Here is a 17,940-nt window from a genome sequence, read left to right as displayed (position 1 = left end):
CCTGGCGTACACCGAGGCGTTGGAGGACGAGCGGGCGGCCACGACCGTGAGCTTCTACTGCCGGGCGAGGGCGTTCTTCGCCGCCCACGGCATCACCGTGGACCGGGTGATCACGGACAACGGAAACAACTACCGGGCTGCGGACTTCACCGCCAAGGTGGTCTCGCTCGGGGGCCGGCACCACCGGATCCGCCCCTACACCCCGCGCCATAACGGGAAGGTCGAACGGTACAACCGGCTGATGGTCGATGAGGTCCTCTACGCCCGCCCGTATACCTCAGAGACAGCTCGGCGTGAGGCGCTGGCCGTGTGGGTGAACCACTACAACTACCATCGGCCTCATACCTCCTGCGGGGACGCCCCTCCGGCCTCGTTGGCACCGGCCCGAGTCAACAACGTCATGCCCTCCTACACCTAGTAGGGACCGTATACGAGGATAGGCGTGGTTGCTGGCGGGGAGTCGGGCACGGCACGTGTGTCCCCCATCGATGAGGGCGAGCGCGCGGTGGAAGGGGACGATTTGTAGAACGGCGGTTATTCTCTTCGTATTTACGTCGGGGCCACGCCGTCCCGCTGAAGCTCTTAGGGGGAAGATCCATGCATAGCCTGAACCAACGGGTGAGAAATGAGATTGTCGACACTGATGATGAGGGGCTGCGGTCGTTCATAGACGAAGGGATACGTGCGGCCTCAGGACAGATCGGGCTTGTCGTAGATGATTATTCGATCGTTGAGCGGTGGCTAAATTTGGCGAAATCCCGGCTTCCGGAGGATGAAAAGGCCGGTCTCGTAATAGCGGCTGCCGAGTTGGTATGGGCGCAGGAGATGATCGGTGTAGCCGGGCTCACGGGGGCGTGCCCAAATCACTCCCACTTTGTCCCCTTGCGGATGTTGTCTCTGCAACGGCTGATTCGTCGAATAGCGCCGAATCTCGCGGAGGCGGAGATTCATCGGGGCGCGGCTGTAACTGCACTCCAGGCGCTGGCCGCCGCGGCTCTCCTGGAAGAGAGGCACCAAAAAGATCTGGTTGAGAAGATCCGGACGAATGAAATAGTGAAGATGCCCCAGCAGAGGATTGGACTGGGGGTGCGATACCGGTACCCGTACTACTTGATTCGGAACAAGATTGACGACATCCGTTCGGTTGGCAATTCTGACAACGCCTTGTTGGCAGTTCTAGAGCGAATGCTCTACGCACTCTCTCCATCGAGATCGGAACTGTCAATACATTTAGAACTACACGGTATGGTTGATGAGCTGGATGAGTGCTGCCTCTTGGCGGTCCCAGACCGCTATTGGGATTTGGTCGAGTCCATTGCACGGCAAGCACCTTGGAGGGTTCTCGATGATGACTTGGTTCAAACTTTCAGGCAAATAAGCGATCCCGGAGAATCTCGAGAACATTATGAGCGCTCCGATTTTATTCTCGCAGGTAGGCGTCTTCTTGTTCTTTCGCAAGGCGGCGTATTAGACCAGTTGCTCCTATTTGCCTGCCGATCCGTCAAGGAGAAAGTCACTAGTCGTTGGCAAGAGTCGGAGCTGCGTCAGATCCTGAGCGAGACCTTCAAGGGCCGATTTCGCAAGGGAAAGGTGCATTCAAACCTTGAGTGGAGGGATAGCCTGACTCCACGCCAATCACATGCCCGACATGTGGATGGCGAGATCGACGTATTCGTTCATTGCGACGTCGTTTTTGTGAGTGCGCAGGCGAAAGCTCCGTTTGCAAAGCGTGCAACAGCAAGAGCTCACCACATAGAGGTCGATGCCCTTGAGCAACATGCGCGACTGCAATCGTCTTTGCCGAACCAAGTCCAGTTGCTGCAGCGCGGACGAGACACTCTCGTGAAAAAATTGCCTCGGGATGCTCAAATCGTCCCACTATCAGTGGGTCTTGAGCCCATTACGCAATTTGCTGTGGGAGTTGAACCTGCGGACGGTTTGCCCCGAGTTGTCAACACAACGATCGATCATATGCGCATAGTTGTGGGAATGGTTCCTGAGGTATGGCGGCCTGTATATTGGCTAGATAGGTGGATAGCCCAGGGTTCTGGCTTCCGTTTCGTAGATGAGAATGCCTTCCTAGATCTATGGGTCGGCAAACTCGGAAATGACCGTCGGGTGTTCACTGTTATGGGCGACTTTGTGATGAGCCAGGAATCGTACGTAGAAAAGTGGACAATCATGTCTAATATATTCTCCTATGCGGAGATTGTCGACCCGGGTGTCGACCTTAGCGGTGCCAGAAAGCTTGAGCTTGCGGCTTCCCAAAAAATTTTGACAACGATAAGGCCCAGCCGATATTGGCGAGTCGATAGGCTAGTTAAGGAAATATCGCGATATGATGGCTGGATTGTGGTTCTAAGTTTCATTAGAACTCTTGACTTGGACGCGCTCGAGGGCAGGCTCGCTGGCTCTGAATCATTCTTGCTCAGGGCGCCTTGGGGTGTGATTGAGGTGGTCCCGCGAGGCGGGACATGTCTGACTCGGACAGTGCCCATCTCTGCGGGCGTAAGGCATGTCCAGATCTGTTTTCAAGACGGCAAGTGGGTGCTCGTTGGGGCGTCGGATTTTAAACTCTCGGAGTTGGAGTCGACAGCAGCTCGGATCGTTGGTGATGTTCAGCGCCGTGAGGGAATTTGGAGCGGGTCCGATCCGGATGGCCCGTGATGCGATCAAACCACGGGCCTGGGCGGGTTTCTCGTATCGTTCGACACGAGAACACATCACGATCGCAGTACTAATTTCCCCGGCCGCGCGGGCGGCCAGCAGGTAAAGGAGGGTTCAGTGTTTGATTGCCAAACCGTCAGTGCATTGGTCAGGTCGACGATGCGTGCCGGTGCCGATCCACGCGGCGAGCAAGGAGAAGTTCCGGCTTGGGTTTTGATCACGCTCGTGTCTGCGGTCCTCATGGCCGGTCTAGCGGCGCTGGTTCTGTCTGGGTTGCAGACACTTTTGGTTGGGGCCGTCTGTGAGGTGTCCCAGGCGGAGTAGCCGTGGCCCGGGGAGTCGGCGACTCCAGCCCGGCGTCGCCCGGCCCAGCGACGCGCCTGCGCTGGCGGGATGACCGGGGCGCCGCAATGGAGTCCACCATGGAGATGATTCTGGTCGTCCTGTTCTTCGCCGCGCTCCTCCAGTCCGGCGTTGTGATCCATGCACGCAACGTGATGATCGACGCCCCTCCGCCGGTGCCCGGTACGGGGCGCTCGCGGGCCGGAGCCCCGTGGAGGTGAGCGGTCATGCGTTTCGTCAATGACGTCCGCGACGAGCGGGGGGCGGCCACGGTCGAATTCCTGGGTCTCACCCTCGTGGTGCTGATCCCTGTGGTCTACCTGATGCTCTATGTATCCCAGGTCCAGGCCGCGGCGTTCGCCTCGGTCGCCGCCGCGGACCAGGCCGTCAAGGCCGTGGTCGCCGAGGCCGATCACCCCAGCGCAGGCGCCGCCCACGCCACCGTCGAGCTCACGCTCGCCGACTACGGCGTGGGCGCCGGCCAGTACGACCCGACCGTCGGCCGCGACCAGGGCGGCTGTGGCACGCTCGAACCGGGCGAGGTCGTCGCCGTGCGGGTGGACGTGGCGGTGCCCGTCCCTCTCACGCCGGCAGCGTGGTCGCTGACCCCCGTGACGGTGGGCTCCGACGCCCGCCAGACGGTGCCGAGGTTCTGATGCGCCGCCCCCTCACCGCTCGACTGGGTCACGACGACGGGCAGACCACCGTCCTCACCGTCGGCCTGTGCGCCGTGCTCGTGGCCCTCATGCTGGTCATGCTCGCGGTCACCACCGTGCAGCTGCAGCACCGTCGCCTGCAGTCGCTCGCGGACTCGGCCGCCGTCGCCGGGGCAGAGGAGCTCGGCTTCCGGCTGGGGGAGGACCCGGGCGTCGTGCTCTCCGACGGCGACGTGGCCGCCTCCGCCAGCGCGCACCTCGCGGCCGTCGGCGCCCGTGAGGCCGTGCCCGGGCTCGGTGGGATGAGCGCCCGCGTGGCCGAGGACGGCACCACCGTCGTCGTCACCCTCGACGCCCGGGCCGATCTGTTCGCCATGACCGGCCCGTTCGCGGGGACACTGCCCCTGTCGGTCCCCCTCGAGGCGACGGGCAGCAGTCGCACTAGCCTGGCCCGGTGATCCGCTTCCTCCACGGCATCGGTGGCCGACCCGCCCACTTCCAGCCCCTTGCCGACGCCCTCGGCGCCGCGGCCGACCTCGCCGCCTCGCCCGCCCTGCCCGGCCACCCGGGCACGGACGCCGGCGGCCAGGACCGCCCCCGGGCCGCACGGCCGGCGATCGAGGCGGATCCCGTCCTCGACGCCGCCCACACCTGGGCGGCGCAGGCCGGCCCCGTGCCGGGGCTGCTGATCGGCCACAGCACGGGCGGGGTCATCGCGCTGCGCGCCGTCGCCGACGGGCTGGTGCGACCCCGCGCCCTCGTGGTCATCGACTCGAACGTCCCGGTGACGGACCCCGCCCTGGCCGCCCGGGCGGCGAAGGCCCGCCTCGCCGCCCGCCCGGACTGGCGGAGCGTGCTCCGCGCCTCGCTCGCGCGGGACCTCCTCGTCCCGGAGCCGTGGCACGAGCGGATCCTGGCCGACCTGGACGCCACGCCGGGCCATCCGATGCGCGAGCTCTGGGCCGCCGTCCTCGCCGCGGACACCCGTGCCCTCTGGGCCGGCATCACCGTCCCGACGCTGTACGTGCGCAGCACCCGGGACGTCCACCAACGGGACCTGGACGCGGTCACTCAGCACGCCACCGTCGTCGACGTCGGCCCGGGCCACTGGCCGCACGTCACGGAGCCCGAGGCCGTCGCGGCGGCGATCCGCCGCTGGCACACGACCGGCGTCCACCCCACGCGGTAGGCTGGCCGAATCATGGCTGACACTGACTTCTCCGCGGAGATCGACTCCCTGCGCCACACCCTGGCCTCCATCGAGCAGGTCTCGGACCTCGACCGCATCAAGGCGGACATCGCCGAACTGGAGCAGCAGGCCTCCGCACCGGACCTCTGGGACGACCCGGAGGAGGCCCAGAAGGTCACCTCCAAGCTCTCCCACCGTCAGACGGACCTCAAGCGCATCACCTCCCTGGAGGGCCGCATCGAGGATCTGGAGACCATGGTCGAGCTCGCCGCGGAGGAGGACGAGCCCTCCCTCCTGGACGACGCCAACCAGGAGCTGACCTCCATCCGCAAGGCCCTGGAGGAGCTCGAGGTCGTCACGCTGCTCAGCGGCGAGTACGACCAGCGCGACGCCGTCGTGACCATCCGCGCGGGCGCCGGCGGCGTGGACGCGGCCGACTTCGCCGAGACCCTCATGCGCATGTACCTGCGCTGGGCTGAGCAGCGCGGCTGGTCCACCAAGGTCATGGACACCTCCTACGCGGAGGAGGCCGGCCTGAAGTCCGTCACCTTCGAGGTCAACGCGCCCTTCGCGTTCGGCACCCTCTCCGTGGAGGCCGGCACGCACCGCCTCGTGCGCATCAGCCCCTTCGACAACCAGGGCCGCCGCCAGACGTCCTTCGCGGCGGTCGAGGTGGTGCCGCTGATCGAGTCGGACGACTCCATCGAGATCCCCGAGTCCGAGATCAAGGTGGACGTGTTCCGCTCCTCGGGCCCCGGCGGCCAGTCCGTGAACACCACGGACTCCGCCGTCCGCATGACGCACCTGCCCACCGGCATCGTCGTGTCCATGCAGAACGAGAAGTCGCAGATCCAGAACCGTGCCGCCGCCCTGCGCGTGCTCCAGTCCCGCCTGCTGCTGCTGCGCAAGGCCGAGGAGGACGCGAAGAAGAAGGAGATGGCCGGCGACGTCAAGGCGTCCTGGGGCGACCAGATGCGCTCCTACGTGCTGAACCCGTACCAGATGGTCAAGGACCTGCGCACGGGCCACGAGGAGGGCAACCCCTCCTCCGTGTTCGACGGCCACATCGACGATTTCGTGGACGCCGGTATCCGCTGGCGCGCCGAGCAGGTCAAGGCCGCCCAGGAGGACTGAGTCCCGCGGCGCGGCCCCGCCACCCGGGCCACCACGACGCCGGCCCGCACCTCCGCAGCGAGGCGCGGGCCGGCGTCGTCGTTCAAGCCCCCGCAGGGGCCTCGGGCCTGGCCCGGGAGACCGGCCCGGTGGGATGCTCGAAGCACCGGGCAGGCGCCCCCGCGCGCCGGTCCGGCACCAGACTCCATTCCCACCCAGGAGGTCAAACAGCATGACCATGCGCGCCGCCCGTTGGCACGGCAAGAAGGACATCCGCATCGAGGAGATCGACTCGCCCACGGCCGGTCCGGGGCAGGTCCTCGTGGACGTCGCGTGGTGCGGCATCTGCGGCACGGACCTGCACGAGTACCTCGAGGGCCCGATCTTCATCCCGCCGGCCGGGCACCCGCACCCGATCTCCGGCGACGCCGCCCCCGTCACGTTCGGCCACGAGATGTCCGGCACCGTCGCCGCCCTGGGCGAGGGCGTCACGGACCTCGAGGTCGGCCAGAAGGTCGTCGTGGAGCCGTACATCGTGCGCGAGGAGGACCGGGACCGACCGGACTACAACCTCGCGCCGGACATGAACTTCATCGGCCTGGGCGGCGACGGCGGCGGACTGGCCGAGCAGATCGCGGTGCAGCGCCGCTGGGTCCACCCGGTGGCCGACTCCGTGCCCCTCGACCAGGCCGCGCTCATCGAGCCGCTCTCCGTGGCCCACCACGCGTGGGTGCGGGCCGGCTCTCCGACGTCGGGCGTGGCCGTGATCGGCGGCGCCGGCCCCATCGGCGCGCTCACCGCGGCCGTGCTCAAGGGCAAGGGCCTGACGGTGTACGTCTCCGAGCTCTCCGAGCTGCGCCGCCGGAAGGTGCTCGAGGCCGGCGTGGTGGACGAGGCCTTCGACCCGCGCGAGGTGGACGTGCCCGCCAAGATCCGCGAACTGCACGACGGCCAGGGCGCGGACGTGGGCTTCGAGTGCACCTCGGTGGACGTGGTGCTGGACATGTTGCTGGACGCGGTACGCCCCGGCGGCGTGATCGTCAACGAGTCCATCTGGGGCCACGAGCCCGCCGTGGCCCTGCACAAGCTGGTGCTCAAGGAGATCGACCTGCGCGGCACGATCGCGTACGCGAACGACCACGCGGACACCATCCGCATGGTCGAGGACGGTGCCGTGGACCTCGCGCCGTTCATCACCGGCAAGATCGGCCTCGACGACCTGGTCGACCGGGGCTTCGAGACCCTCATCCACCACAACGAGACGGCCGTGAAGATCCTCGTCTCGCCGACCGGCCAGGGTCTCTGAGGCTCCGGCCCGACCCCCGGACGTCCCGACGACGGCCCGCGCCCGCAGCCGGCGGGTGCGGGCCGTCGGGTCCCTGCACCGCGGCGCGCCGTCATGGATGCGTCGTCGCCTGGCGCGCCTGTGACCGGGGTCATAGACTGCATTTGAGTGAATCGTGATGAACCGAGTTGAACGTCCCAGGAGGACCGCATGACCGCCGAGCTGCCCCAGCCTCAGCCCACCGACGCCGTGATCGTGGGCGGTGCCCGCACGCCCTTCACCCGGCTGCTCTCGCAGCAGGCCGACCTGCACGCCGTGGACCTGGGTGCCCACGCGATCACGCACGCGCTCGAGCGCGCCGGCGTGGCCCCCGAGGACGTGGACATGGTCTACATGGGCCAGGTCGTGCAGGCCGGCGCGGGCCAGAACCCGGCCCGCCAGTCCGCGCTCGCCGCCGGCATCCCGTGGAACGTCCCGGCCATGACGATCAACAAGGTGTGCCTGTCCGGTCTCACCGCTGTGATCGACGCCGCCCGTCTCATCCGCCTCGGCGAGGCGGACGTGGTGGTGGCCGGCGGTCAGGAGTCCATGACCAACGCCCCGCACCTGCTGCCCGGCGCGCGCAAGGGCTTCAAGTACGGCCCGGCCACCATGCTCGACGCCGTCGCGTGGGACGGCCTCACCGATTCCCTGAGCCACGAGGCCATGGGCGAGCTGACCGAGTCCGGCAACGGCGAGCGGAACATCGCCCGCGCCGAGCAGGACGAGGTCGCCGCGGCCTCGCACCAGCGGGCCGCCCGGGCCCAGTCCGAGGGCGTCTTCGAGGGCGAGATCGCCCCGGTGGAGATCCCGCAGCGCAAGGGCGACCCGCTGGTCGTCTCCCAGGACGAAGGGGTCCGCCCGGACACGACCGCCGAGTCGCTGGGCGCCCTGCGCCCGGCGTTCGCGAAGGACGGCACCATCACGGCCGGCAACTCCTCGCCCCTGTCCGACGGCGCCGCCGCCCTCGTGGTGACCTCGCGGGCCTTCGCCGAGGCGAAGGGCCTGACGATCCTCGCCACGGTGGGCGCACCCGGCCAGACCGCCGGCCCGGACAGCTCGCAGCTGCACTCCCAGCCCTCGGACGCGATCAACGCCGCCGTGCGGAAGCAGGGCTGGGACGTGGCCGACCTCGACTTCATCGAGATCAACGAGGCGTTCGGCGCGGTGGCCGTGCAGTCCCTGCGCGACCTCGACTACCCGCACGAGAAGACCAACATCCACGGCGGTGCCATCGCCCTGGGCCACCCGATCGGCGCCTCCGGCGCCCGGCTGGCCCTGCACGCCGCCCTCGAGCTCGACCGGCGCGACGGCGGCCGCGCGGCCGTCTCGCTCTGCGGCGGCGGCGGCCAGGGCGAGGCCCTGATCCTCTTCCGCTGACGGACCGCCCCTGACAGAAAGGACCCCGGACATGGCTCTCGACAAGACCGTGGCCACGCCCGCCGAGGCGGTGGCGGACGTGCCGGACGGCGCGTCCCTGGCCGTCGGCGGCTTCGGGCTCTCCGGCAACCCCGTGCAGCTCATCGAGGCCCTGCTCGAGCAGGGCGCCACGGACCTGTCCGTCGTCTCCAACAACTGCGGCGTGGACGGCTGGGGCCTGGGCCTCCTGCTCGGCGCGCGCCGGCTGCGGAAGATGACCTCCTCCTACGTGGGGGAGAACAAGGAATTCGCCCGCCAGTACCTCGAGGGCGAGCTCGAGGTGGAGCTCGTCCCGCAGGGCACCCTCGCGGAGAAGCTCCGCGCCGGCGGCGCCGGCATCCCGGCGTTCTACACCCGCTCCGGCGTCGGCACCCAGGTGGCCGAAGGCGGCCTGCCCATGCGCTACGACGCGGACGGCACCGTGGTGAAGTCCTCGCAGGCCAAGCCCACGGACACGTTCGTGCTCGGCGAGGGCTACCTCAGCCAGGCCCCGGACGAGCCCGAGACCTATGTGCTCGAACGCTCCATCGTCACCGACTTCTCCCTCGTGCACGCGTGGAAGGGCGACCGCCACGGCAACCTCGTGTTCCGCAAGGCCACCCGCCAGTTCGGCCCGCCCGCGGCCATGGCCGGCCGCGTGTGCATCGCGCAGGTGGAGGAGCTCGTCGAGCCCGGCGAGATCGACCCGGATGACGTGCACCTGCCCGGTGTCTTCGTGCACCGGATCGTGGAGGTCGGCACGGACATCGAGAAGCGGATCGAGAAGCGCACCGTGCGCGCGTCGGGGGAGGGGCGGGCATGAGCGAGCAGACCACCGGGCGCCCCCGGGGCCTGAGCCGCGACCAGATGGCGGCCCGCGCCGCGCAGGAGCTGCCGGACGGCGCCTACGTCAACCTCGGCATCGGCATGCCCACGCTGATCCCCAACCACATCCCCGCCGGGCGGTCCGTGGTGCTGCAGTCCGAGAACGGCATCCTCGGCACGGGCCCGTACCCCACGGAGGACGCCGTGGACCCGGACCTGATCAACGCGGGCAAGGAGACCGTCACCGTGAACCCGGGGGCGTCCTTCTTCGACTCCGCGCTGAGCTTCGGCATGATCCGCGGCGGCAAGATCGACGTCGCCGTCCTGGGCGGCATGGAGGTCTCCGCCGCGGGCGACCTGGCCAACTGGATGGTGCCCGGCAAGATGGTCAAGGGCATGGGCGGTGCGATGGACCTCGTCCACGGCGCCGGCCGCGTGATCGTCATGATGGACCACGTGTCCAAGGACGGCACCCCCAAGATCGTCGACCAGTGCACCCTGCCGCTGACCGGCCGCGCCGTCGTCGACCGCATCATCACGGACCTGGCCGTGATCGACGTCGTCGGCACCCCGGAACAGCCCCGCCTGGCGCTCGTGGAGACCGCGCCCGGCATCACCGAGGAGCAGGTCCGCGCGCTCACCGGCGCGCCGCTGGACTGAGCCGACGACGCCGCCCCGCGGCCCCGGCGCACCGCCTCGGCGGGCATCGGGCCGGCACGGGATAGACTGGACGGCCGCGCCCTGATCGGGGCGCGGCCGTCGCCGTGGACGCTGGAAGGACGTGAGGCCATGGGCAAGAACAGCAAGGGCAAGGCCGCCAAGCAGCCGGCCCCCGGCGAACGCCAGGTGATCGCCAACAACAAGAAGGCGCGCCACGACTACACCATCCTCGACACGTACGAGGCCGGCATGGTGCTCACCGGCACCGAGGTGAAGTCGCTGCGCGAGGGCAAGGCCTCGCTCGTGGACGGCTTCGCGGTCTTCTACCGGGACGAGCTGTGGCTCGAGCAGGTCTACATCCCGGAGTACCTCAACGGCTCGTGGACCAACCACGCCGCCCGCCGCCGCCGCAAGCTGCTGCTGCACCGCGCCGAGCTGACGAAGATCTCCCGCCAGATCCAGGATCCGGGCCTGACCATCGTGCCGCTGTCCCTGTACTTCCTGAACGGGCGCGTGAAGGTGGAGATCGGCGTCGCGCGCGGCAACCGCGAATACGACAAGCGGCACAAGCTGCGCGAGCAGCAGGACAACCGCGAGGCCCAGCGGGCCATGCGGATGCGCAACCGGCGCGCCGGCGTGGCCTGAGCGCGGTGGACCCCTTGGGAATGCCTCGGGGGCGTGCTACGTTGTATCTCTCGCAGGGCCGGTTTCAGGACCGGCGGGCCTCGCGCCCTCCGCCTGCAGTGGTGATTGACAACCTCATAGAGGAGTCGCCCCCATGGGGCCGATCGGTTTCGACGGTGTGTGTCGCGTCGGGAGAAGCGGGCCGAGGATGCAGAGTCATCTCGTCAAACGCTCTCTGCAAACCAATAAGTGCCGAATCCAAGCGCACTGACTTCGCTCTCGCTGCCTGATCAGTGATCGAGTCCGTCACCCCGAGGTCGCTGTCGCCTCGGATCGTGGCGTCAGCTAGATAGCCACTGGGCGTCACCCTCGCCGGGGGTCGTGACGCCGACATCAATCCGGCTGGGTCCGGGTTGGCCGCCCGTCTGCGGGACGGCCAGGACCGAGCAACACCCACAGCAGACTGCGCCCGGAGAAGACCTGGCAACACCTCATCGGACGCGGGTTCAATTCCCGCCGGCTCCACTCACCACCACGGGAAGGCCCCGGAATCGTCACGATTCCGGGGCCTTCGTCGTGTCCGCGCCCGGTGTGCGGCGGCCCGTCCCTCAGCCGGCCAGGACGGTGTGCAGCCCCAGGCCGGCGCCCCAGCCGACGACGACGGCCACCAGCCCCAGCCCCAGATGCGCGGCCCACAGGCGGGCGGCCGCGCCCCATCGACGGGCGAGCACGGCGTCGGCGGCCTCAGCGGCCACGGTGGACCACGTCCCCAGGGCGAGGCAGAACCCGGACACCACGGCGGACACCGCCGCGACGAGCATGAGCGCCTGCCCGTCGCCCCAGCCCCCGGACGCGTACACCAGCTCCGGCACGGCCAGGCCGACGGTGACGCCGAGGAGCAGGGCCGCCGTCGTGTTGGCGGTGAGCAGACCCCGGGGGCCGAGCCGGTCGGTCAGGCGCCCGCGCGCCAGGGCGCCGAGCGCCCCGCCCGCCGCGAGGCAGGCCAGGAGGGCCCCCTGGAAGAGAGCGAAGACCTCGTATCCCGCGCCGCTCATGCGTCCTCCTCCGAACGATCCGTCCCGACCACGCGCGACCCCGGGGCGCCCCCGGCGTGCAGGCCGAGCACGGCCGCCGCCGTCGAGAGTGCAGCCATCAGCGCGAGCACCAGCAGCACCGAGGCCGCCGCGGCGAGGACGACACCCGCCCCGGACGCCGCGGCGCCCAGCCGCACCGGCCACAGCGCCAGGGCGACGGCGCTGGAGATGGTGGTGAACGCACCGAGGAAGCCGGTTCCCAGCCCCGCCACCAGGCGTGGACGCCAGTCCGGCCCGCGGCGTCGCGAGGCCGCCCACAGCAGGCCGAGCAGGAACGAGCCGAGCACGTTCACCACGAACAGCGGCAGGGCCTGGACGAGGACGTCGACCACCCCGAACGCGCCGCCGAACGCGCCGCGGAAGTTCGGCGCCCCGGCCAGCGCGGTCACCGCGTTCATCACCCCCACACCGCACAGCACGCCCGCGGCACCGCCGAGGGCCACCGCACCCGCAGTGCGGGGCCGGCGATCTGTCCCGCGCCCGCCCCTCCGGTCGGCCGCCGGCTCCCCCCGCGCGGCCATCAGGCGCCGTCCTCGGTTTCGTCACCCGTGCGCAGGCGGGCGAGGACGTCGTCGTGGAGCAGGCCGTTCGTGGCCAGCGCGTGCCCGCCGAACGGGCCGTCCTCGCCGTCCAGCGAGGTGAAGCGGCCGCCGGCCTCGCGCACGATCGGCACCAGAGCGGCCATGTCATGCAGCTCGAGCTCGGGCTCGGCCGCGATGTCCACGGCGCCCTCGGCGACGAGCATGTAGGACCAGAAGTCGCCGAAGCCGCGCACGCGCCACACGTCCGAGGTGAGCTGCAGGAACGCGCGGATCGAGCCGCGTTCGCGCCAGCCCTCGATCGAGGAGAAGGACAGCGACGCGTCCTCGACCCGGTCCACGCCGGACACGGTGATCCGCTGAGCACGCGTGAGCGAGGTGCCCGCGAAGGCGCCCTGGCCGGCCGCGGCCCACCAGCGACGGTGCAGGGCGGGGGCGGAGACGACGCCGACGACGGGCTCGCCGTCGATCAGCAGCGCGATGAGGGTGGCCCACACGGGCACGCCGCGCACGAAGTTCTTGGTGCCGTCGATGGGGTCGACCACCCACTGCCGGCCGGAGCGGCTCAGAGATCCGCCGAACTCCTCACCCACGATGCCGTCGCGCGCCCGGGCACGGGACAGGGTGGAGCGGATGGACTCCTCCGCGGCGCGGTCCGCATCCGTGACAGGGGTGAGATCCGGCTTGGTGCTGACCTCGAGGTCCTGGGCCTTGAACCGGGACATCGTGATCGAGTCCACGTTGTCCGCCAGCATGTGGGCCAGCCGCAGGTCCTCCGTGAGGTCGCGGCCGCGGGTCGCAGGGTTCTCAGGTCGCTCCATGCCGCCCACGCTATACCGCGCGGGCCGCCTCAGTCCTCGGACGACGCCGCGTCCTCCGCCCCCGAGGGGGCCAGCCGGTTGCCGAGCAGACGCCGCAGCGAGGCCAGGCGTGCCGCTCCCGAGGGGCCGGCGTGGCCCGCGGCCACCCATGCGTCCAGGCCGCAGCCGGGGGAGTCGGCGGTGTGGGTGCAGCCGCGCGGGCAGTCCGCCAGTCCGCCGGCGAGGTCGTCGAACGCCTCCACCACGCGGTCCGGCTCGACCCAGCCCAGCCCGAAGGACCGGATGCCGGGGGTGTCCACCACCCAGGTGTCCGGCAGGGGGGCGCCGTCGTCACCCGTCAGCGGCAGCGCGAGCGCGGACGAGGAGGTGTGCCGGCCCCGGCCGGTGACCGCGTTGACGTGGCCGGTGGCCCGCTCCGCGCCGGTGAGCGCGTTCAGGAGCGTGGACTTGCCGACGCCGGAGGGCCCCACGAACGCGCTGGTGTGTCCGATCAGCCGCTCGGCCACCCGGGCCACGAGCGAGGCGTCCAGGGCGGTGTCCCCGGTCTCGGCCTCGAAGGTCGCCGCACCGGAGGTCATCACCTCCAGGTCCAACGCCTCGTAGTGCGCCACCAGCGCGGCCGGATCACGCAGGTCGGTCTTCGTGATGAGGAGCACCGGGTGGATGCCCGCGTCGTAGCAGGCGACGAGGGCGCGGTCGATGAAGCCGGTCCGGGGCTCCGGATTGGCCGCGGCCACCATGATCACCAGCAGGTCGGCGTTGGCCACCACCACCCGCTCGACCTCGTCCGAGTCGTCCGCCGACCGGCGCAGGACCGTGCTGCGCTCCTCGACACGGACGATGCGCGCGAGCGTGCCCTCGTCCCCGGAGAGGTCCCCGACGACGGCCACCCGGTCGCCCGTGGCGATCGGCGTGCGGCGCAGCTCGCGGGCGCGCATCGCCGTGATTCGCTCGTCCAGGCGATCGGGCAGCACCACGGCGTACCGGCCCCGGTCCACCGTGGTCACCATGCCGATCTCGGCGTCCTCGTGCTTGGGCCGCTCCTTGGTGCGCGGGCGGGTGCCGCGCTTGGACGGGCGCACCCGGACATCGGACTCGTCCCATGCCGAGGGATCGAGGCGCCGGGCCATCAGCGGGCCTCCTCGGCCGCGTCGCCGGGTGCCACGAGCGCGGTCCACAGTGCGGGGAAGTCCGGCATCGTCTTCGCGGTGGTCGCCACGTCCACGATGCCGGTCCCCGGCACGCGCAGGCCGACGACGGCGGCGAAGGTCGCCATCCGGTGGTCGTGGTAGGTCTCGAGGGCGGCGGGCGACAGCGGTCCGGACGCGTCCGTGCCCGGGAAGCCGAGCGACGTCTCTCCCTCGTCCACGGTGACCCCCAGGCGGGCGGCCTCGGCGGTGAGCGCGGCGAGCCGGTCCGTCTCATGGCCCCGCAGATGGCCGATCCCCGTCAGACGGGTGGGCCCGGAGGCCAGCAGGGCGAGCGCGGCCGCGGTGGGGGCGAGCTCGGCCGTGTCCGCGATCTCACCGGCGCCGGTGATGCGGGGCGTGCCGTCGTCGTGGACCGCCCCGGTCACCGTGAGGCGGCCGCGGGAGCGATCCATGCGGTCGACCGTGAGGGCCACGCTCGCCCCGAACTGCGGCAGGATCCGCCGCCAGCGGTCGCCGATCTGCGTCGTGCGGGTCGGCCAGTCCGGCACCGTCACGGAGCCGCCCGTCGCCACGGCGGCGGCCAGGAAGGGGCCCGCGTTGGACAGGTCCGGCTCGACGGTCGCCTCGTGTGCCGGGACGCGCCCCGGGGCCACGGTCCACGCCCCGGGAGACGTCTCGGCGACGTCCACCTCGAGCGCGCGCAGCACCCCGACGGTCATCGCGACGTGCTCCGGACTCGGCACGGTCTGCCCGGTGTGCCGCAGCCGGAGGCCGCGCGGCATCCCCGCGGCCGCCAGCAGCGCGGCGGACAGGAACTGGGAGGAGCCGGAGGCGTCGACCGCGACCTCCGGCACGTCGCCGTCGGGGGCCACCGTGGCCGCGTCCGCGCGGGTCGTCATCGTGAAGGGCAGGCGACCGGGCTCGCCCTCCTCGTTGACGGCCACCCCGAGCTGGCGCAGCGCGTCCAGGACCGGGGCCATCGGGCGCAGGCGCGCGCCGGCGTCGCCGTCGAAGCGGACCCGGCCGGGCCGCAGCGCGGCGACGAACGGGACGAAGCGCATGACCGTCCCCGCCAGTCCGCAGTCCACGGCGACATCCCCGGCCAGCGGCTCGCCGACCGGCATCGGATGCACCCGCAGTCCGCCGTCGGACAGGGGCTCGAACCGGGCCCCGAGCGCTGTGAGCGCCGTGCGCATCAATGCCGTGTCCCGCGACTCGAGGACGCCGTGCAGGACGCACGGACCGTCGGCGAGCGCGGCGAGCACGAGATGCCGGTTCGTCAGCGACTTCGATCCCGGCAGCCGCACCTCTCCGCGCACCGGGCCGCGCGCCACGGGCGCGGGCCAGGTCTCGGCGGCGTCGGGACGGGGGGCGGGGGAGTGCGCGGCGGCACGCGTGGGGCGGGTCACCGGACCAGCCTATCCGGCGGCTGTCGGCCGGGGTCGGCCTGTCGCGGGGGAATACCTGGAACGCTCCTGGCGCTCCACTGGACGACCCCGTACCCGTGTCGGCGCACCGGTCCCGCTCGCCGCGGACCGCAGCCGGAGAGGAGCCCCGCATGAGCGCCGCCCTGCTGACGCATCCCTCCCGGACCGTAGACTGGCCCGCGATGAGCACTGACAACAGCCGGCCGGAATTCGCCCGGCCCGAGGACGCCCCCGAGCACGACCGCGCCGACATCGACGTCGCCGCCGAGTCCGAACAGCAGCGCCGTGCCCGGTTCGAGCGTGACGCCCTCGAGTTCGTGGACCAGTTGTACTCCGCTGCGCTGCGCATGACGCGCAACCCGCAGGACGCCGAGGACCTGGTCCAGGAGGCGTACACGAAGGCCTACTCCTCGTTCCACCAGTACCGGCCCGGCACCAACCTCAAGGCCTGGCTCTACCGGATCCTCACGAACACGTACATCAACCTCTACCGCAAGCGGCAGCGCCAGCCCCTCGAGGCGGACAACCCTGAGGTGGAGGACTGGCAGATGGCCCGGGCCGCCGAGCACACCTCCGGTGGCCTGCGCTCGGCCGAGACGGAGGCCCTCGACCGGCTGCCCGACTCCCAGGTGAAGGACGCCCTGCAGGCGATCCCGGAGGAGTTCCGGCTCGCCGTCTACTTCGCGGACGTGGAGGGCTTCGCCTACAAGGAGATCGCCGAGATCCTCGACGTGCCGATCGGCACCGTCATGTCGCGGCTGCACCGCGGCCGCAAGCAGCTGCGCGAGCGCCTCGCGGACTACGCGGCCGCGCGCGGCATCAAGGCCCAGCCGAAGAAGAAGACCGGGCGCGGCGGCACGAAGCAGACCGAGACGAGCACGAAGGAGGCCACGCGATGACCGCGGACCAGCACGGCCATGAGTGCCGCGTCGCCCAGGACGCCTCCCTGGAGCGGCTGTACCAGTACCTGGACGGCGCCCTGACGCCCGAGGACATCGAGCAGGTGCGCGCCCACGTGGCGGAGTGTCCGGACTGCCGGCACCAGAAGGAGCTCGAGGAGCTCATCCGCTCGGCGGTGCGTCGGTGCTGTCAGGAGAAGGCGCCCGCGCAGCTGCGGGCCACCATCATGACCCGCATCACCCAGATCTCGACGACGACCGTCACCTGGGGCTGACACCGCGACATGCGGACCCGTGGGCACCCGATCGGGCGCCCCGACGATGACGAAGGGCCGTCCCCTGAGGGGACGGCCCTTCGTGGTCTCTGCGGTCGCCGGGTGGCACCCGGCCGGTCCGCGACGCCGATCAGCGGATCAGGCGTTGGGACGCTTGCCGTGGTTGGCGCCGTTCCTGCGGCGGTCGCGACGCTTGCGTGCACGCTTGCTCATGACGTCTCCCTTCAACGAGTCGGTCGGTGGTCCATTCTGTCACATCAGGCCGTGGGCTCGGGCAGACCGAGCCACTGGTACCAGCCCCGGTGCAGCACGAGCCACGCGATGAGCCCGTGGCCCGCCTGGCCCGGCCGGCCCTGGCCGGAGGCGAGGTCCGAGCGCCACTGCTCGTGGCCCACCAGCGGGGTGAACGTGTCCACGTACACGTGGTTGCGCCGGTCGGCCACATCCAGGTAGGCCGCGTTGAGCTCGGCGAGCCGGGCGTTGCGCTGCTCGTCCAGGGTGGGCGTGGGGCCCACCACGAGCACCGGGATGTTCCGCTGCGAGGCGGTGTCCAGGACGTTGGCCAGGTTCAGCCGCGAACGGGCGGTGGAGGTGGCCTCCAGGTCCAGGTCCGCGTCGGACAGGGCCACGACGAGGCGGTTCTCCGTCTCCTCGGAGAAGCGCCGTGAGGCCTCGCCCCACCAGCGCTCGTTGAGGTCCTCGGTGGTCTCGTGCGGCACGGCCAGCACGTAGTTCTCCAGCTCCACGTCGGGGGCCTGGGTGCGGGCGAGCACGCGGCCCCACCAGCCGATGGCGCGGGCGTCGCCCGCACCGGCCAGCAGATGGTCGCCGACGGCGGCGATCCGGATCCGGCGGTTGTGCACAGTGTGTCCTTTCGTCGGCCGTTCCGGCGCCGCCGCCGCACCGGAGGGTGCGGCGGCGGCGCAGGGTCGGTCC

21 protein-coding genes and 1 other RNA gene are annotated in these 17,940 nt (G+C 70.4%); 15 read left to right on the top strand and 7 right to left on the bottom strand.

The features are described 5' to 3' along the window. From AUV08_RS07955 to ssrA, 13 genes are all read left to right on the top strand, one after another. Positions 1–418, top strand: a 418-nt coding sequence (locus tag AUV08_RS07955; RefSeq protein WP_157571219.1) for an integrase core domain-containing protein, incomplete at its 5' end; no start/stop codon positions are given. Positions 419–597: 179 nt separating this feature from the next. Further along, complete coding sequence (locus AUV08_RS11965) at positions 598–2,667, top strand: hypothetical protein (RefSeq protein ID WP_157554203.1); 2,070 nt, start codon at positions 598–600, stop codon at positions 2,665–2,667. Between the two features lie 422 nt (positions 2,668–3,089). Continuing rightward, positions 3,090–3,230 carry a hypothetical protein gene (locus AUV08_RS07950; protein WP_231862136.1) on the top strand — a complete coding sequence of 47 codons (141 nt, stop codon included), beginning with the start codon at positions 3,090–3,092 and terminating at the stop codon, positions 3,228–3,230. A 6-nt stretch (positions 3,231–3,236) separates the two neighbouring features. Further along, positions 3,237–3,665 (top strand): hypothetical protein, encoded by a 429-nt coding sequence (locus AUV08_RS07945; RefSeq protein WP_061867912.1) that lies wholly within the window; start codon positions 3,237–3,239, stop codon positions 3,663–3,665. Continuing rightward, the gene (locus tag AUV08_RS07940) at positions 3,665–4,123 is read left to right on the top strand and encodes a pilus assembly protein TadG-related protein (protein WP_061867911.1); all 459 of its coding nucleotides are present in this window, start codon (positions 3,665–3,667) and stop codon (positions 4,121–4,123) included. Before AUV08_RS07945 ends, AUV08_RS07940 begins: the two co-directional genes overlap by 1 nt. Then, positions 4,120–4,854 carry an alpha/beta fold hydrolase gene (locus tag AUV08_RS07935; RefSeq protein WP_061867910.1) on the top strand — a complete coding sequence of 245 codons (735 nt, stop codon included), beginning with the start codon at positions 4,120–4,122 and terminating at the stop codon, positions 4,852–4,854. The genes AUV08_RS07940 and AUV08_RS07935 overlap by 4 nt, the downstream gene beginning before the upstream one ends. A 12-nt stretch (positions 4,855–4,866) precedes the next feature. Continuing rightward, entirely contained in the window at positions 4,867–5,988 is a 1,122-nt protein-coding gene (gene prfB, locus AUV08_RS07930; protein ID WP_061867909.1) for a peptide chain release factor 2, read from the top strand. A 217-nt stretch (positions 5,989–6,205) separates the two neighbouring features. Then, on the top strand, positions 6,206–7,273 hold the full coding sequence (locus tag AUV08_RS07925; RefSeq protein WP_061867929.1) for a 2,3-butanediol dehydrogenase: 1,068 nt from the start codon (positions 6,206–6,208) through the stop codon (positions 7,271–7,273). A gap of 189 nt (positions 7,274–7,462) precedes the next feature. Further along, positions 7,463–8,671: an acetyl-CoA C-acetyltransferase gene (locus tag AUV08_RS07920; RefSeq protein WP_061867908.1), complete on the top strand. Its 1,209-nt coding sequence runs from the start codon at positions 7,463–7,465 to the stop codon at positions 8,669–8,671. A 31-nt stretch (positions 8,672–8,702) separates the two neighbouring features. Then, positions 8,703–9,512, top strand: a complete 810-nt coding sequence (locus AUV08_RS07915; RefSeq protein WP_061867907.1) for a CoA transferase subunit A — start codon at positions 8,703–8,705, stop codon at positions 9,510–9,512. Further along, positions 9,509–10,174 (top strand): CoA transferase subunit B, encoded by a 666-nt coding sequence (locus tag AUV08_RS07910; RefSeq protein ID WP_036381762.1) that lies wholly within the window; start codon positions 9,509–9,511, stop codon positions 10,172–10,174. The genes AUV08_RS07915 and AUV08_RS07910 overlap by 4 nt, the downstream gene beginning before the upstream one ends. A 129-nt stretch (positions 10,175–10,303) precedes the next feature. Beyond that, positions 10,304–10,819 carry an SsrA-binding protein SmpB gene (smpB, locus tag AUV08_RS07905; protein WP_044659238.1) on the top strand — a complete coding sequence of 172 codons (516 nt, stop codon included), beginning with the start codon at positions 10,304–10,306 and terminating at the stop codon, positions 10,817–10,819. Between the two features lie 135 nt (positions 10,820–10,954). Continuing rightward, positions 10,955–11,326, top strand: a transfer-messenger RNA (tmRNA) gene (gene ssrA / locus AUV08_RS07900). Positions 11,327–11,406: 80 nt separating this feature from the next. On the opposite strand, the gene AUV08_RS07895 is transcribed toward ssrA, so the two are convergent. From AUV08_RS07895 to aroA, 5 genes are read right to left on the bottom strand one after another with little or no spacing between them, the layout of a single operon-like run. Beyond that, the gene (locus AUV08_RS07895) at positions 11,407–11,853 is read right to left on the bottom strand and encodes a CrcB family protein (protein WP_036381759.1); all 447 of its coding nucleotides are present in this window, start codon (positions 11,851–11,853) and stop codon (positions 11,407–11,409) included. Continuing rightward, entirely contained in the window at positions 11,850–12,413 is a 564-nt protein-coding gene (locus AUV08_RS07890; RefSeq protein ID WP_228062782.1) for a CrcB family protein, read from the bottom strand. Before AUV08_RS07890 ends, AUV08_RS07895 begins: the two co-directional genes overlap by 4 nt. Continuing rightward, positions 12,413–13,252: a histidinol-phosphatase gene (gene hisN, locus AUV08_RS07885; protein WP_036334996.1), complete on the bottom strand. Its 840-nt coding sequence runs from the start codon at positions 13,250–13,252 to the stop codon at positions 12,413–12,415. Before hisN ends, AUV08_RS07890 begins: the two co-directional genes overlap by 1 nt. Positions 13,253–13,281: 29 nt before the next feature. After that, positions 13,282–14,382: a ribosome small subunit-dependent GTPase A gene (rsgA, locus tag AUV08_RS07880; protein ID WP_061867905.1), complete on the bottom strand. Its 1,101-nt coding sequence runs from the start codon at positions 14,380–14,382 to the stop codon at positions 13,282–13,284. After that, positions 14,382–15,812 carry a 3-phosphoshikimate 1-carboxyvinyltransferase gene (gene aroA, locus AUV08_RS07875; protein ID WP_061867904.1) on the bottom strand — a complete coding sequence of 477 codons (1,431 nt, stop codon included), beginning with the start codon at positions 15,810–15,812 and terminating at the stop codon, positions 14,382–14,384. The genes rsgA and aroA overlap by 1 nt, the downstream gene beginning before the upstream one ends. Positions 15,813–16,012: 200 nt before the next feature. Here aroA and AUV08_RS07870 point away from each other — a divergent pair, with 200 nt between their 5' ends. Together AUV08_RS07870 and rsrA are read left to right on the top strand one after the other, a co-directional pair. Continuing rightward, positions 16,013–16,729 (top strand): sigma-70 family RNA polymerase sigma factor, encoded by a 717-nt coding sequence (locus AUV08_RS07870; protein WP_036314006.1) that lies wholly within the window; start codon positions 16,013–16,015, stop codon positions 16,727–16,729. Next, positions 16,726–17,004, top strand: a complete 279-nt coding sequence (gene rsrA, locus AUV08_RS07865; RefSeq protein ID WP_060974333.1) for a mycothiol system anti-sigma-R factor — start codon at positions 16,726–16,728, stop codon at positions 17,002–17,004. Before AUV08_RS07870 ends, rsrA begins: the two co-directional genes overlap by 4 nt. Before the next feature lie 138 nt (positions 17,005–17,142). On the opposite strand, the gene AUV08_RS12400 is transcribed toward rsrA, so the two are convergent. Further along, positions 17,143–17,217, bottom strand: a complete 75-nt coding sequence (locus AUV08_RS12400) for a 50S ribosomal protein bL37 (RefSeq protein ID WP_095346645.1) — start codon at positions 17,215–17,217, stop codon at positions 17,143–17,145. A gap of 44 nt (positions 17,218–17,261) precedes the next feature. After that, on the bottom strand, positions 17,262–17,867 hold the full coding sequence (locus AUV08_RS07860) for a GDSL-type esterase/lipase family protein (protein ID WP_010079058.1): 606 nt from the start codon (positions 17,865–17,867) through the stop codon (positions 17,262–17,264). Positions 17,868–17,940: the final 73 nt, after the last annotated feature.

This window comes from Micrococcus sp. CH7, from assembly GCF_001595485.1.
GTDB classification, from domain to species: domain Bacteria; phylum Actinomycetota; class Actinomycetes; order Actinomycetales; family Micrococcaceae; genus Micrococcus; species Micrococcus luteus.
The sequence above is the reverse complement of the archived record's forward strand: the minus strand, read 5'-3'. Positions and strand labels throughout refer to the sequence as shown.